The sequence below is a fragment of the Austwickia sp. genome, assembly GCA_016699675.1.
GTDB lineage: Bacteria > Actinomycetota > Actinomycetes > Actinomycetales > Dermatophilaceae > Austwickia.
In genome coordinates this window covers 3338962-3354205 of sequence record CP064985.1, presented here as the reverse complement: position 1 = coordinate 3354205, position 15244 = coordinate 3338962, and the positions used below count along the sequence as shown (strand labels likewise).

Annotated in this window: 10 protein-coding genes; 4 read left to right on the top strand and 6 right to left on the bottom strand. The window is 72.9% G+C overall.

Features of this window, described 5'->3' with window-relative positions:
- Positions 1–1342: 1342 nt before the first annotated feature.
- Entirely contained in the window at positions 1343–1795 is a 453-nt protein-coding gene (locus IPK37_15350; protein QQS02928.1) for an acyl-CoA thioesterase, read from the bottom strand.
- 155 nt (positions 1796–1950) lie between these two features.
- On the opposite strand from IPK37_15350, the gene IPK37_15345 reads away from it, so the two are divergent.
- The 4 genes from IPK37_15345 to IPK37_15330 all read left to right on the top strand — a co-directional run bounded on the left by IPK37_15345 (position 1951) and on the right by IPK37_15330 (position 7209).
- Positions 1951–2901: an acyl-CoA thioesterase II gene (locus tag IPK37_15345; GenBank protein QQS02927.1), complete on the top strand. Its 951-nt coding sequence runs from the start codon at positions 1951–1953 to the stop codon at positions 2899–2901.
- Between the two features lie 116 nt (positions 2902–3017).
- On the top strand, positions 3018–3788 hold the full coding sequence (locus IPK37_15340) for an ATP-binding cassette domain-containing protein (protein QQS00246.1): 771 nt from the start codon (positions 3018–3020) through the stop codon (positions 3786–3788).
- Positions 3789–3858: 70 nt separating this feature from the next.
- Entirely contained in the window at positions 3859–6447 is a 2589-nt protein-coding gene (locus tag IPK37_15335) for a YhgE/Pip domain-containing protein (GenBank protein ID QQS00245.1), read from the top strand.
- A 9-nt stretch (positions 6448–6456) separates the two neighbouring features.
- A complete protein-coding gene (locus IPK37_15330; protein ID QQS00244.1) occupies positions 6457–7209 on the top strand; it encodes a TetR/AcrR family transcriptional regulator in 753 nt (250 codons plus the stop codon).
- Between the two features lie 68 nt (positions 7210–7277).
- On the opposite strand, the gene IPK37_15325 is transcribed toward IPK37_15330, so the two are convergent.
- The 5 genes from IPK37_15325 to IPK37_15305 all read right to left on the bottom strand — a co-directional run bounded on the left by IPK37_15325 (position 7278) and on the right by IPK37_15305 (position 15158).
- Positions 7278–9077 (bottom strand): hypothetical protein, encoded by a 1800-nt coding sequence (locus tag IPK37_15325; protein QQS00243.1) that lies wholly within the window; start codon positions 9075–9077, stop codon positions 7278–7280.
- Positions 9078–9204: 127 nt separating this feature from the next.
- On the bottom strand, positions 9205–10887 hold the full coding sequence (gene ettA / locus IPK37_15320) for an energy-dependent translational throttle protein EttA (protein QQS00242.1): 1683 nt from the start codon (positions 10885–10887) through the stop codon (positions 9205–9207).
- Positions 10888–10956: 69 nt separating this feature from the next.
- On the bottom strand, positions 10957–11586 hold the full coding sequence (gene ssb / locus IPK37_15315; GenBank protein ID QQS00241.1) for a single-stranded DNA-binding protein: 630 nt from the start codon (positions 11584–11586) through the stop codon (positions 10957–10959).
- A 201-nt stretch (positions 11587–11787) separates the two neighbouring features.
- On the bottom strand, positions 11788–13458 hold the full coding sequence (locus tag IPK37_15310) for a 50S ribosome-binding GTPase (protein ID QQS00240.1): 1671 nt from the start codon (positions 13456–13458) through the stop codon (positions 11788–11790).
- The gene (locus tag IPK37_15305) at positions 13455–15158 is read right to left on the bottom strand and encodes an ABC transporter (GenBank protein QQS00239.1); all 1704 of its coding nucleotides are present in this window, start codon (positions 15156–15158) and stop codon (positions 13455–13457) included. The genes IPK37_15310 and IPK37_15305 overlap by 4 nt, the downstream gene beginning before the upstream one ends.
- Between the last annotated feature and the right edge of the window lie 86 nt (positions 15159–15244).

Below are 15244 nucleotides of genomic sequence, written 5' to 3'. Positions count from 1 at the left end.
CATCGCGTTCGAAACCATGGCCGTGTCGACGGCGATGCCCCGCGTCACCCAGGATCTGGGCGCGGGCACGGCGTACGGCCTGGCGTTCTCGCTCATGTTCACCGGCCAGCTGCTGGGCATCGCTCTCGCGGGCGCCCTCGCCGCGCTGCGCGGCCCGGTCGCCACGCTGTGGGCTGGCGCGACCCTGTTCGCGCTCGGGTCGCTGACCGCGGGGCTCGCCACCGGCTTCTCGGTCCTGCTCGCCGGGCGCCTGGTCGCCGGGGTCGGCGCCGGACTGTGCCTCGTGGCGATCTACGTCATGATCGGCGCCGCGTACCCGCGGCGGTTGCGGCCCACGGTGTTCGCGTGGGTCGCCTCGGCATGGGTGCTGCCGTCGATCGTCGGGCCGCTCGTCGCGGCGGCGATCACCCAGGTTTGGGGGTGGCGCGCCGTGTTCCTCATCATCGTGCCCCTGACGGGCGTTGCCTCCGTGGGCATCTCGCGGGCGGGCCGGCTGCTCGCGGCGGGCGAGGGCCCCGAGTACCGGCCGGACGTCGCCGAGGGCGGCGCGTCCGCGGCGCCGACGCTCCCGCTGCGCACGGCGACCGGGTACGGCGTCGTGATGACGATCGGGGCCACGCTCTTTCAGGCGGGGGTCGCCCTGCCCGGGCTGAGAAGTGGGGTGGTCGCCGCGGCCGCGCTGCTGGGGCTGGCGCTGCTCGCGTGGTCGGTGCCGCCCCTGCTGCCGCCGGGCACGCTGCGGATGCGCCGCGGGCAGCCGAGCGTGATGCTGGCCCGGTTCCTGCTCATGGCCGCCTTCAATGCCACCGTGGCATTCGTCCCGCTCATGCTGGTCGAGCAGGACCGCCTCGACCTCGTGGCCACCGGCGTCCTGCTCACCCTGGCCTCGCTGGGCTGGGCGCTGGGCTCGTTCGTGCAGAGCCGCCCCGCGCTGGCCGATCGGGGCGCCGAGCTCATCCAGCGAGGCACCCTCCTCCTCGTCCTGGCCACGACGGCCTTCCTCGCCGGCGACGTCCTGAACGTGCCCACCTGGGGACTCGGCCTGGTCCTGACGGCGCTCGGCTGCGCCATGGGAATCGCTGTCACCTCCACCTCGGTGCTGGCCTTGGAGCTCGCGCGACGGGGTGGCCACGCCGCCGCGTCGGCCTCGCTGCAGGTCGCCGACGTCCTCGGCAGCGTCATCGGGATCGCGGCAGCTACCGGCGCCTACACGCTGGGGACCAGCGGAGGCGTCGGCGCGGCGACGACGTTCGCCCTGGTGTGGGCCCTGGCGGGACGCTCGCGGCGCTCTGCCTCCCCGCGGCGTACCGCATCCGCGAGGGTCGCAGCTGGCCCCCGGCCGCTAGCGCTGCCGCCGCCGGAACGGCACCTCCGGACCCCGCATCCGCTCGAACGCCCCCCGCTCCCCCTCGCTGAGCCGCCGGGACCGGCCCTCCACCAGGTCGTAGCAGACCATCGTCGTCTCGGCGCGCGCGTAGAGCTGCTCGCCGACGTCCGCCGGGTCGCGCACCTCGTAGCCGATGTCGAACGACCCGCCCGAGATCCGCGACACCCACATGGTGATGCGGATGGGCGCACTGCGATAGGCCAGTTGCGCCAGGTACTCGATCTCCTGGCGCGCCACCAACACCCCGGTGCGCAGCAGGTCCACGTCGGTGCCCGCGAACCAGTCGGTCAGCCCGACGACCCGCGCCTGCTCCAGCAAGCGCACGTACTCGACGTTGTTGATGTGCCCGAAGGCATCCATGTCGCCCCAGCGGAGCTGGATGTCCACGAAGTAGCGCGGGTCGGTCATGGCCTCCATCCTGCCGCGCCGCGGCCCCGCGCCGTACGGCGGTCCGCACCGCACCACCTGCGGCGTACGACGGCCCGCGCGCGCCCCGCCGTACGACGGACTCCCCGCGCCGCCCGCGCCGTATCGTGACGTCGGTGACCTTCCACGAGCAGTATCTGTCTCCCAGCGACCCCGGCTACGACCCCCTGGCCGACCTGCTGCGGGTGCTCGACCTCACGCCGGCCGCGGAGGTTTCCCCCGCGGCGGCGGGTGCGGCGGCGGAGGGCTCGCACGGCCTGCCGTACGCGGCGCAGGACGTCTTCCTCGGCGCCAGCCAGCCCACCCCGCACGGCCGCGTCTTCGGTGGTCAGGTCGTGGCGCAGGCGCTGATCGCCGCGGGGCTCACGCTGCTGGCCGAGCGGCGGGTCCACTCGCTGCACGGCTACTTCCTGCGCCCCGGCGACGCCACCGAGCCGATCCGGTTCGAGGTCGAGCGGCTCCGGGACGGTCATTCGTTCTCCGCGCGGCGGGTGCACGCCGTCCAGCACGGCCAGCCGATCCTGTCGATGATCTTCAGCTTCCAGGTGCCCGCCGGGGGCCTGGACCACCAGGCCGCGATGCCGCCGGTGCCGATGCCGGACCACATCGCCTCGATCGCTGACCTGCTCGCCCAGGCCCCCGACAATCTCGCGAAGAACTGGACGGTGCGCCGCCCGATCGACATGCGCCACTGCGAGGGCCCGCTCTACCTGCGACCCGGCTCGATCCGCACCACCGCGCAGCACGTGTGGATCCGCGCCGTGGGCCGGCTCCCCAACGACCCGCTGATCCACGCGGCGGTGCTCGCCTACGCCTCGGACTACACGATCCTCGAGGCGGTCCTGCGCGAACACGGCGTCTACTGGACCGACCCGCGGCTGCGGCCCGCCAGCCTCGACCACGCGATGTGGTTCCATCGGGAGCTGCGCGCCGACGAGTGGATCCTGTACGCCGAGACCTCGCCCTCCGCATCCGGCGGTCGAGGGCTCGGCTTCGGGCACATGTTTGACACCTCCGGCGCGCTGGTCGCGACCGTGGCCCAGGAGGGCATGCTGCGGATCAAGGAGCGGCCACCGACGGACGCGTGAGCGGCGGCAGATGGCGTCAAGAACAATTTGACCTGACCGGTCAGTCTAAGGATACTGGGCAGTAGCTCGGTGGGCGTGCGCCTGCCGATCCCCGACTCCCCGCACCAAGGACCGCCATGACGATCACTCTTCCCAGCCGCTCCACCGCCCCGGCGCTGCCCGTGGACGCCGACGGGCAACCGGTCGCCGTGCACGCCCGGGGCCTGCGCCTCGACGGCAAGCGCGGACGCATCTACGGACCCATCGACCTCGATCTGCCGACCGGTTCCCTCACCGTGCTCACGGGCCGCGCCGGGACCGGCAAGACCTCGCTGCTCCTCAGCCTTGCCGGCCGGATGAACCCCTCCGCGGGCGAGCTGACGGTGCTGGGGTACGAGCTGCCGCGGCGCTCGCGTTCCGTGCAGCACCGGACCTCCGCCATGGGCATCGCGGGCCTCGACGACCTGGACGAAGAGGTCTCAGTAGGGGCCTGCGTGCGAGAGCGGCAGGCCTGGCTCGCGCTGCCCTGGAAGATCGTCCGCTCCCCCAACGACGCGACGGTCGAGCGGGTGTGCGCTGCCGCCTTCGGTGACCTGCCCGTGCCCGCCGCGGCGGACATCGTGCACGAGTTGCCCGAGGCGTCCAACCTGCTCCTGCGTATCGCCCTGGCGCTGCTCAGCGAGCCGCAGCTCATCGTCGTGGACGAGATCGACCAACTGCATGACCTCGGTGAACGCGACCTGATCTGGAAGCGCCTCGAGGCGATTGCCGCGTCGGGCGTGACCGTGGTCGCGGCGTGCTCTGGTGCGGCCGAGCTGGACCGGGTCGACTGGCAGCGGCCGCCCCGGCACGTGCCCCTGCCCGACCACGAGACCGTCACCCTCTCCTCGGCCGCCGACGCGCGCTGAGCAGCGGCGGCAATTCGCACCGGCACCCTTCGACACCTGATACCTACGACAGAACCGGACTTTCATCGCCATGTTCGCCTGGACCTCGCACGGCACCGAGCTCAAACGGTTCCTGCGCCAACCCATCACGAGAGCCGCCGTCGCGGTGATGCTCTTGATTCCCCTGCTGTACGGCGCCATGTATGTCTGGGCGTTCTGGGATCCCACCTCCGGGCTCGACCGCCTGCCGGTCGCCCTGGTCAACGAGGACGTCCCGACCACGCTCGACGGGCAGCGCTTCGCCGCCGGTGAGAAGACCGTCGACACGCTGCTGGAGCGCAAGCCCTTCGAATGGCACCAGACCAGCGCGGACGACGCCCGCGAGGGGGTGGAGAAGGGCCGCTACTACTTCGCGGTGAGCGTGCCCGCGACGTACTCCGCCGACATCGCCTCGCTCAAGAGCGACGCGCCGAAGTCGGCGCACATCGACGTCACCTACGACGACACCAACTCCTTCCTCGCCTCGACCCTGGGTCGCAGCGCGATGATCCAGATTCGCGACGCGGTCAACGACGTCAGCGGCACCGAGGCGGTCGACAAGCTGCTTATCGGGATGGGCCAGGCCCACGACGGCCTCGGCACGGCCGCCGACGGCGCCTTCCGGCTGCGGGACGGACTGACGACCGCAGCCGACGGCAGCACCAAGCTGGCGGTGGCCGCCGACCAGCTCCGGGATGGCGCCGCCCAGTTGGCGACCGGCAACCAGGCCCTCGCCGACGGCACCCACAGCCTCGCCAAGCAGGTGAAGCCGATGGCCGGGCAGGTGGGCCAGTTGGCCACCGGGTCCGCGCAGCTGAGCAGCGGCCTCGACGCGCTCAACCAGCACCTGCCGCAGCTCACCGGCGGCCTCGCTTCGCTCGACGCGGCGCAGCAGCGGTACGTCGACGGCGTGACCCGCGCCGGAGCCGGCGCGCACCAGCTCAACCAGGGCGCCGCCGCCCTCGGTCAGCTCTCCCAGGGCGTCGTGGCGCTCGACGAGGGCGCCCGCAAGGCCGGCACCGGGGCCCAGCAGCTCGCCGCGGGCCTCGACACCTTCGCGGGCAAGCTCGACGGTGCCGCCGCCGCGACGGGTCCGCAGGGGACGCTGTACGGCGGGGCCGCCGGCGTCGCCGGCGGCGCGGGCACCCTCCACACGGGCATCACCAGCCTGTCGGCGCAGCTCGCGCCCGGCGGCCAGCTCGACGTCGCGCTGCGCAGCGAGGACCCGACCGTCCGCGCGGCCGCCGTCACCAAGATCACCCAGGCCCTCGGCCAGATCGACGCGGGCTCCAGCCAGGTCGCCGGCGGGGCCGCGCAGGTCCGCGACGGCATCTACAGCGCGGCCGCCCCGGGCGACGCCTCGACGCTGCACGGCGCCCTGACCCAGCTGCGTGGTTCGAGCACCACGGGGCTCGGTGCGCTGCAGTCCGGCGCCCACCAGCTCGACACCGGCCTCAACGCCAAGGGCACCGACCCGGCCACGATGGGCCTGGTCACGGCGCTCGATGCGTTCGCCGGGAAGACCCCGGCCATGGCCGGCGGGATCCCCGCCCTCCAGGCCGGCCTGGCCACCATGGACGACGCCTTCAACAACCCCGACCCCGCCAAGGGGCTCATCGCGGGCGCCAAGACCATCCAGAACGGCGTCGCCGGGCTGGACCAGGGCGCGCAGAGCATGGGCAGCGGGGTCGCCGCGCTGGCCAAGGGCTCGCACCAGATGACCGACGGCGTCCAGGCGGCCAGTGGCAAGATCCCCGCCCTCGTCGACGGGGTCGCCAAGCTCGACTCCGGCGCCCAGCAGGCCGCCGCCGGCGCCGCCCGGCTGCGGGACGGCAACGCCGCCCTCGCCGGGAAGGCCCCCGAGCTCGCGAACGGGCTCGCCAGCGCCAAGGACGGCGCCGGGAAGCTGGGCACCGCGCTGCACGACGGGCAGCAGCAGATGCCCAAGGACGGATCGAGCGTCCGTGAGGACCGGGCCGCGGCCATCGCCAGCCCCGTCACGCTGAACGAGACCGATATCCACAAGGCGGAGAGCTGGGGCGAGGGCTTCTCCCCCTTCTTCATCGGGATCGCCCTGTGGGTCGGCTGCCTCATCACGTGGCTGCTCCTGCGGCCGCTGCAGACCCGCGCGCTGATGACCTCCGTCAACGGGTTCCGGATGGCGTGGGGCGCCCTCAACACGGCGCTGCTGCTGGCGGTCGGTCAGGTCGTCATCATGCTCACCGTCATGCACTTCGCCATCGGGCTGAACCCCAACAACGTGATCGCCACCATCGCGTTCACGACCCTGTGCGCCTTCGCGTTCATGGCGATGCAGCAGGCCTGCCAGGTGATCTTCGGGTCCGCCGTCGGCAAGGTCATCGTCATCGCGATGCTGATGGTGCAGCTGGCCTCCTCGGGCGGCACTTACCCGATCGAGACCGAACCGGGTTTCCTGCGCGCGGTCAACCCGTACCTGCCGATGACCTACCTGGTCACGGGCCTGCGGGAGGCCATCACGGGCGGGCTGGATGCACGGTTCTGGGCGGCTACGCTCATCATGGGCCTGGTCTTCGCGATCTCGCTCGCGCTGAGCTCGCTGTTCTCGGCCCGCAAGCGGACCTGGACGATGGCTCGCCTGCACCCCGCCCTGTCGATCTGAGGCCTGGACATGACAGCTCACCGCACCCCCGTCGCGTCGCGGCCCGGCGACCGGCCCACGGCCGGCACCGCGCCGAAGGCGGGCTCCTCCCCCCAGGGCGGCGGCACGGCGAAGGCCGGCGCCGCGGCGAAGGGGGGCGCGACGCCCAAGGCCGGGGCGACGGGCAAGGTCGGCGCGGCACCCAAGGCCGGCGACGGACGCAGCGCCCGGCGCGTCGACACCAAGGCGGCGATCCTCGACGCGGCCGGTGAGCTGTTCGCGACGCGCGGCGTCTCGGCGACGTCCATGGAGGACATCGCCGAGCACGCCGGCATCGCGAAGGGCAGTTTGTACTACAACTTCACGTCGAAGTCCGGGCTGGTCGCCGCGCTCCTGGAGCGTTCGGTGGACCGGCTCGGCGCGGCCATCGCCACCGCCAGCGCGGGGTTGTCGGGCCGCGCCGCGCGGCGGGCCGTCGTCGCGGCCCTGCTCGCCGAGATCCAGGCGCAACCCCATGCCGCCCGGTTGATGGCCGCCGAGGTCTTCCGGACCGACCGGGACTGGCGCACCACGACCGCGGCCTGGCGGGGCGCCACGATGGGCCCGGTGGCGGCGAGCCTGCAGGCCGAGGAGCCGGCGCTGTCGGAGTCCTCCGCCGCGATGCGGGCGGCCGCGATCGTCGGTGCCGCACTCAGCGTGGGCATGGAGTGGCAACTGTTCCGGCCCGAGCTGGCCTACCCGGCGGTCCTCGCCGACGCCCTCGCGGCGCTCGCCCTGGACTAGCCGGGGCTTGACGAGCTGGGGCGGACCGCGGGCCAGGGCACGCAGTTCGCCCCGGTCAGCGTCTCCCCCTAGGACTCGTCGGCCGCCACGAGCGCGTCCAGCCACACCTTGGCCATGGTCTCGTACCCGAGCCGGCTGGGGTGCACCCCGTCGGAGTAGTAGCGGCGCTCGGGCAGCGCGTTCTGCATCGGCACGGCGTACATCCGTTGTCCGTTCGCGGTCCGCGCCGCCGCCTCCCGCTCGACGATCCGACCGAGCGCCAGGATGGTCGGGTAGTCGCGGTTCGCCGCGAACTGCAGCGGCGTCGCGGCAAAGACCTTGATCTGGGGCTTCGCGGCGTAGATCGCGTCGAGGAGGGCCGCATAGTCGGCCGTCAGGTTCTCCTCCTTGTCCCAGTCCCCGAGCACGTCGTTGGTGCCGATGTGCAGCAGCAGCACGTCCGGGTCGGCGTCGCGGATCCAGGTGGCGATGCCGGCGCCGGTCTTGTTGCGTTTGGCCGTCGTGCCGATGATGTCGTTCGTCGACCAGCCGCCGGCGCCCGCCCAGCGCGAGGCGGTGTACGGGCTGAGGATCTGCAACGGCGTGGTCGGCGGCCCGACGTTAGGTCCGACCGTCTCGAAGCCCCAGCCGCGGGCCGCCATTGCCGTGAAGAGCGGCACCCGGAAGCCGCCGCTCGCCGGGTACCCGACGCCGGCCGTGATCGAGTCCCCCACCGCCATGACGCGGACGGACCGGCCGGGGGCGAACAGCTCGTGCCGTTCCGTGACCTCCAGGCCCGCCAGCGTGGGCGGCCGCTTGCGGTCGAGCGCGGAGGTGGCCACGGTGATGGTCCCCGCCTCGTCCGCGCGGGCGACGAGCTCCTCGACGTACGCCCGATCGCGAGCCCCCGCGTGCGCCAGGATGTCGTAGTCGATGAGCCGGGTCGTGCCGTTGATCGCGACGTCGAAGACCCGTTCGCCCGGGTTCTTGTAGCGGGTCTCGGCGAGGTGCAGCCGGAGGGTGTAGGCCGCGCCCGGGGTGAGCCCGTCGATCCGGTACGTCGCCTCGCCCTCCCGCTGCGCCTGATAGACCTCCTGCGGCGCCGCGCCGGTGACGTCGCGCGTGTCGATGCGGCGATCGCGGTACGTCGTCCGGTTGGTGGACCCGGCAAGAGCGCCCACGCCGATGTTCGCGGACCAGCCGGGCGCGGGGGTGCGCTCGCCGACGTCGAACCGACGGGGCTGGGCCACGGCCGGGGCGGGCCACCCGACGGGGGCTCCGGCCACGGCGAGCTCCAGGCCGGCCACGATCGCGCCGCCGCGGACGTTCCGGAACGTCACCTTGAGGGTGCCGGTCGCGTCGGAGCGCACGTCGAGGTTCTCGATGACCGCGGTGTCGCGCGCGCCGGCGGCCTTGACGATGTCGTACGACGGCAACACCGTCGTCCCGTTGACCCCGACGTCGAAGAGACGGCGCCCGACCGTGACCCACGTCGCCGGCTCGTTGAAGTGCAGCCGCAGGCGGTAGTTCTGGGCCGGGTTGAGGTAGGAGAACGTGTACGTCGTGTCGCCGTACCGGTAGCTCGGATAGATGTCGGCGGGACCCGGATCGGTGACCTTGCTCAGGTCCGCGGGCAGCTGCGGGTTCTCATGGCCGGACCAGCCGCCCGACACGTTGACGTCGTAGGACCACTCGCCGGTGGTCTTCAGGCCGCCGGCGTCGATGCGGACGGCGCCGAAGGCCTGCCGTTCCGCGGCGGGCAGCACGGCGCCGGCCGAAGCGGGCATGGCTCCGGTCGCGCCGGGCGCCGCGGCGACCGCGGCCGGCGAACCCGCGAGCACGCCCAGCGCCAGACAGAGGGACAGGACACGAGGAGGGGACAGTCGCATACCTCCCGATCGGCTCCGTTCCGGGGCGACCAAGCTTGAGCGGCAAGCAGATTCGTCGAACCGCCCGGAACGCTGCGGCTGGCGCGACGGCCGGGTCACTCGGTGTGCCACGGTTGGGCCCGCGCGCTCAGTCGCGGGTCAGCTTCCGGTAGGTGACCCGGTGGGGGCGAGCCGCCTCCTCGCCGAGCCGCTCGACCTTGTTCTTCTCGTAGGCCTCGAAGTTGCCCTCGAACCAATACCACTTCCAGGGCTCCTCGTCGGTGCCCTCGTAGGCCAGGATGTGGGTCGCGACCCGGTCGAGGAACCACCGATCGTGGCTGATGACGACGGCGCAGCCGGGGAACTCCAGCAGGGCGTTCTCCAGGGAGCCGAGCGTCTCGACGTCGAGGTCGTTGGTGGGCTCGTCGAGGAGCAGCAGGTTGCCGCCCTGCTTGAGCGTCAGCGCGAGGTTGAGCCGGTTGCGCTCGCCGCCGGACAGCACCCCCGCCGGCTTCTGCTGGTCGGGGCCCTTGAACCCGAACTGGCTCACGTAGGCGCGACTCGGGATCTCGACCTTGCCGACCTGGATGTAGTCGAGCCCGTCGGAGACGACCTCCCAGAGGGTCTTCGTCGGGTCGAGGCCCTCGCGGGCCTGGTCGACGTAGCTGATCTGCACCGTCTCGCCGACCTTCACGGAACCGGCGTCCGGCTCCTCCAGCCCGACGATGGTCTTGAAGAGCGTGGTCTTGCCGACCCCGTTCGGGCCGATCACGCCGACGATCCCGTTGCGCGGCAGGCTGAAGCTGAGGTCCTTGATGAGGACCCGGTCATCGAAGCCCTTGGTGAGGTTCTTGACCTCGATGACGGTCGAGCCCAGCCGCGGGCCCGGCGGGATCTGGATCTCCTCGAAGTCGAGCTTGCGGGTCCGCTCGGCCTCCGCGGCCATCTCCTCGTAGCGCTGCAGCCGCGCCTTGCTCTTGGTCTGGCGCGCCTTGGCGTTCGACCGCACCCACTCCAGCTCCTCCTTGAGGCGGCGCTGCAGCTTGGCGTCCTTCTTGCCCTGCACCTGGAGACGTTCGGCCTTCTTCTCCAGGTAGGTCGAGTAGTTGCCCTCGTAGGGGTAGAGCCGCCCGCGGTCGACCTCGGCGATCCACTGGGCGACGTTGTCGAGGAAGTACCTGTCGTGGGTCACGGCGATGACGGCGCCGGGGTAGGAGGCGAGGTGCTGCTCCAGCCACTGCACGCTCTCGGCGTCGAGGTGGTTGGTGGGCTCGTCGAGGAGCAGCAGGTCGGGCTTGGAGAGCAGCAGCTTGCACAGCGCGACTCGGCGCCGCTCGCCGCCGGAGAGCACGGTGACGTCGGCGTCGCCGGGCGGGCACTGCAGCGCGTCCATCGCCTGCTCGAGCTGGGAGTCCAGGTCCCAGGCGTCGGCGTGGTCGATCTCCTCCTGGAGCTTGCCCATCTCCTCCATGAGGGCGTCGAAGTCCGCATCCGGCTCGGCCATCTCTGCGGAGATCTGGTTGTAGCGCTCGACCTTCGTCAGGGTCTCGCCCATCCCCTCCTTGACGTTGCCGAGCACGTCCTTGTCCTCGGTCAGCGGCGGCTCCTGCAGGAGGATGCCGACGGAGTAGCCCGCGCTCAGCCGCGCCTCACCGTTGCTGGGCTGGTCCAGCCCCGCCATGATCTTGAGGATCGTCGACTTGCCCGCCCCGTTGGGGCCGACCATGCCGATCTTCGCGCCGGGAAAGAAGGCCATGGTGACGTCGTCGAGGATCAGCTTGTCGCCGACGGCCTTGCGCGCCTTGGTCATGGTGTAGATGAACTCCGCCATGCCGCTCAGGCTATCGGGCGAGCACCGCCGCCCCCGAATCGGCGGCGCCCGCCCGAGACCTCCGGCGGCTCAGGCCCCGACGCTCGCCCGGCGCTCGGCGTACGGGGTGGTGTCCGGCTCCGCGTACGGGGTCGGGTCCGGCTCGGTGGAGCCGTCCTCGTCGTACGGCGGCAGCGGCGCGTCGAGGTCGTCGTACGGCCGCTCCCGCTCGTACGCCGCCTCCAGCTCCGCGTCTTGTTCCGGGTCGGTGGGCTCGGCGGGGGCCGTGCCGGCCGGTACGTCGGACGCGAGCCGCAGGCCCGGGACGTCGGCCGGGAACGAGCCCTCGCCGAAGGTGCCGCCCCTGACCTTGGTGAAGCGACCGACACCGCGGGTGAGGTCGTGGCCCACCGTCGCCGCGTCGATCTCGACGCTGGTCCCCGTCCGCTCCCCGGAGGACCACTGATTGACCCGCAGGCGGCCGGACACGACGACGGGCTGGCCCTTGCGGACGGACTCGGCGACATTCCGGGCGAGCTGACGGAACGCCAGGACGGTGACGAAGTTCGTTCCCGCATCGACGAACAGTCCGGTGGCGGGGTCCCGGCGACGCACCGTCGAGGCGAGCCGGAACGTGACGAACGGCTGGCCCGACTTGCCGAACCGGAGGACGGGGTCTTCGACGGCGTTGCCGAGCATGGTGACCTGGGTTTCGTTCACGGGTGGTGGGCCTTTCCCCTGGGCCGGCGCCCTCGGCCCCGGCAACGCACCGCCGTGGTGCGCCGCCCTCAGCGTGGGCCGGTCCGCGCGCCGCCCGCCGCGCCGCGTCCGCGACCTGTGGACAGCGCCGGATCGGGGTGGGGGTGTGGATCACGCGCGGGCGCAGCTATCGGCGGGGGCTGCGCGGCACCTCCTAGCTCGTCAGGAGCTGCGGACCCGGGTGAGCGCCTCTCGAGTGCGCCGGTGCCGGTCGAGCACGTCCCGCACCGGGGCGATCAGGTGCTCCGCGGCGACGGCACGGACCTGCTCCCGCAGCGCGGCGGCGACCCGCGACCGTCGCCGGGCGGCGCCCATGCTGATCAGCGGCTTGGCGAGGAGCGCGAGCAGCAGCCCGCCGAGGATCCCCCCGACGAGCATCACCGTCGGCACCGGCAGCGACCACAGCGTCGGCACGTCCACGGACGGCATCTTGAGGAACGCGAACCCGGCCAGCACCAGCAGCCAGCCCAGCCCGGCGATCGTCACCAGCGCCAGCAGCAGCTGCAGGAACCCGACGGCGGCCCACCACAGCGGGTTCCGGTCTCGCAGCGGCGTCGCCAGCACCGCCCGGTCCAGCGCGTCGGCCATCGCCCGGTCGTCGGGGGTCGCGGCGTCCTCCACCGCCCGAGCCCAACCCGACGGCAGGCCCCGTCCGGCGCGGGCGCCCAGCTTGCGCGTCGTGAGGTCCACGGCGGCCCGAGCCGCAGGAGTGGGCTGGGGCAGCGACGATCGCCCGAGCAGCTCGGCGACCCCCGCGTCGGCGGAGCCCGCCCCCTGCAGCCGCAGCTTGCGCAGCGGGTCGGGGCGGAGCCGATGCACCCACCGGGAGAACGGCCAGCCCACCCTCGCCGTCGCCTGCCGGCGGTAGTCGGCGGCCACCGTGTCGAGCACGATCGGGATGCCCGCGGCCCGGGACAGCGCCTCGAGCAGATCGTTGTCCACGGTGTCGTCGACGGTGGGTTCGCTGGCCCCGACGTACGGCGTGAGCGCATCCGCCTCTCGCTGGACGTCGCCCAGCAGTCGGGCCCGGGCGGCCGTCGCGGCGCGGGCGGCCCCGGCCAGGGCCTCGCGCAGCTCGAAGACGCCCTCCCCGGTCTTCGCGGACAGCAGCATGACCTCGGTGTCGGGCAGGCCGTCGTCGGCGAGCAGCCGGCGCAGGTCCTCGCGGCAGTCCTGCGCGGCCGCGGTGCTCATCCGGTCGGCCTGGTTGAGCACCACCAGCGTGACGGCCTGGTGCCTAGCGGCCCGCCGCAGGTAGTGGTCGTGCAGCAGGGCGTCGGCGTACTTCTGCGGGTCGGTGACCCACACGAAGACGTCGGCGAGGGCCAGCACGCGGTCCGCCTCGGCGCGGTGGGCCAGCTCGAAGGAGTCGATGTCCGGCAGGTCGAGCAGCACCAGGCCGGCCGGCGCCCCGCCCTCCTCGAGGCGCGCCCAGCCCCTGCCGCCGGGCGGTTCGGGGGCCACGTGGTGCCGGGTCTGGGCGTCGACCCAGTCGAGAAGGGCGGACGCGTCGTCGTCGCCCCAGACGGCCGCGGCGATCCGGCTCGTCGTGGGGCGCAGCGCCCCCACCTGCGACACCGGAGCACCGACCAGGGCGTTGAAGAGCGAGGACTTCCCGGCGCCGGTCGACCCGGCGAGGGCCACGACGGTGTGGGCGCCGGACAGCGCGAGCCGCTCGGAGGCCTTGCGCAGCACCTTCTCGGCGGCGGCCACCTGCGTGGGCGGCAGGTAGGCACCGCCGGCGTCGATGGCGCCCGTCAGCCCCTCCACGGCGGTCTTGAGGGCCCCCGAGGGGTCGGTGACGACCGGGGCGTGGCGTTCGCGTCGCCTCATCGCTGCGCCTTCACCGCGGCCGCGGCGCGCAGCAGCCGCTCGGGCTGCCCCACGTCGAGGTCGACGTCGTCGAGAGCGCTGAGGATGCGGGCCTCCTCGTCGGCGTACAGGGCATCGGTCCGCTCGATGAGGTCGGTGCGGGCTTTGGTCGCCAACTCCCGGACCGCCTGGTCGCCGAACAGGGCCTCGAGCAGCTTCTGGGCCACGACGGCCGAGCCGCCGGCGATGCCCACCTCCGCCCCCGATAGGCCCATGGTCTGGCTGAACACGACGAGCATGAGGACGACGCCGACCCCGTTGACCCCGAACGAGAGCACCCGCGCCGTCGTGCGGCGATCCTTCCCCTCGGCGCGGACCAGCTGCAGGATGTCGTCCTGCCAGTCGCGCACCAACCGGTCCACCCGCTCTGGCAGGTCCGCGGGCAGCTCCTCCAGCTGCGGATGCGACGACACGATCTGCTCGCCGCCAGGCACCTGCGCCCAGCGCCGCGCGACCTGCAGCGCGGCCCCCTCGGCGTGCGCGAGAACGAGCTGTTGCACGCCGGACTGCAGGGCGACCCCGAGCTCGGTCGTCGGCGCGGGCCGCCCGGTGATCGCGGCGCTGACCCGGTCGCGGAAGCGGCCGATCGCGGCCTCGAAGGACTTGAAGAGCTCGCCGGTCCCGACGTACTCCTGCCAGCGGGCGAGCACCTCCCCGCGGAGCAGGGACCCGTCGCTCATCCCGGAGAGGACGTCGCGACCCGCTTCGGCGTAGCTGCTGCGGGCGATGGCGCGCAGCTGCTCGACGGTCTGGACCTGGGCGGAGCTGGCCTCCGCCAACGCCTCGGTTCGGCCCTGGAGGGAGTCCAGGGCGCCGGAGAGCGTACGGCGTACGACGACCCCCCGCGCCCGGGCGTCCTCCCCCAGCTTGGTCAACCACTCGCGCAGCGGGGCGAGCTCCATCTCCGGGAGCATCCCCCGCTCATCCAGCCTGGCTTCGGTGAGGGTGAAGACGGGCGCCGAGCGCAGCCCCTCGGTGGCGAGCATGCCGGACAGGTGGTCCCCGATCGCGATGACGGCCTCCGGCGGCACCCGGTTGAGCACGATGGCGATCGACGTGCCGCGTTCGGCGGCCTGCCTGAGGAAGCCCCAGGGCACGGCGTCGGCGTACCGAGCCGCGGTGGTCACGAAGATCCACAGGTCTGCGGCCCCGAGCAGCTGCCGGGCCAGGTCGCGGTTGGCTTCGACGACGGAGTCGATGTCGGGGGCGTCGAGCAGCGCGAGCCCGTGCGGCAGGCCCTGCGCGGTGACGAGGCGCACGGCGCCCGGGTCGTCGTGGTGATCCGCGCCGGTGATCCTGGCCAGGCCCGGGAGGATGCGCGCGCCGGCGAACCAGTGCGTCTCGTCGGGGTGGTGGACCAGGACGGAGGCCCGCGTCGTGGGACGCAGGACGCCGGCGCGGCTGACGACCTCGCCCGCCAGGCTGTTGACGATGGTCGACTTGCCGGCCCCCGTGGACCCTCCGACGACCGCGAGCAGCGGCGCGTCCAGGTCGTTGAGGCGCGGCAGGATGTAGTCGTCGAGCTGAGCCAGGACGTCGTTGCGGTCGACGCGCGCTTGGGCGACCCCGGCGACCTCGAGCGGGAGCGCCACGGTCGCCACCTCGTCGCGCAGGACGCCGACGGCCCGCGTCAGGCCGTCCGAGGTCACCGAAATGCTCACCCGGCCAGAATGGTCGGTTCGCCTGGTCATTGCCACCTGGCGCGCCGGGAAGCGGACGGTCGACGTTCCGCGCGGGCGGCCGCAGC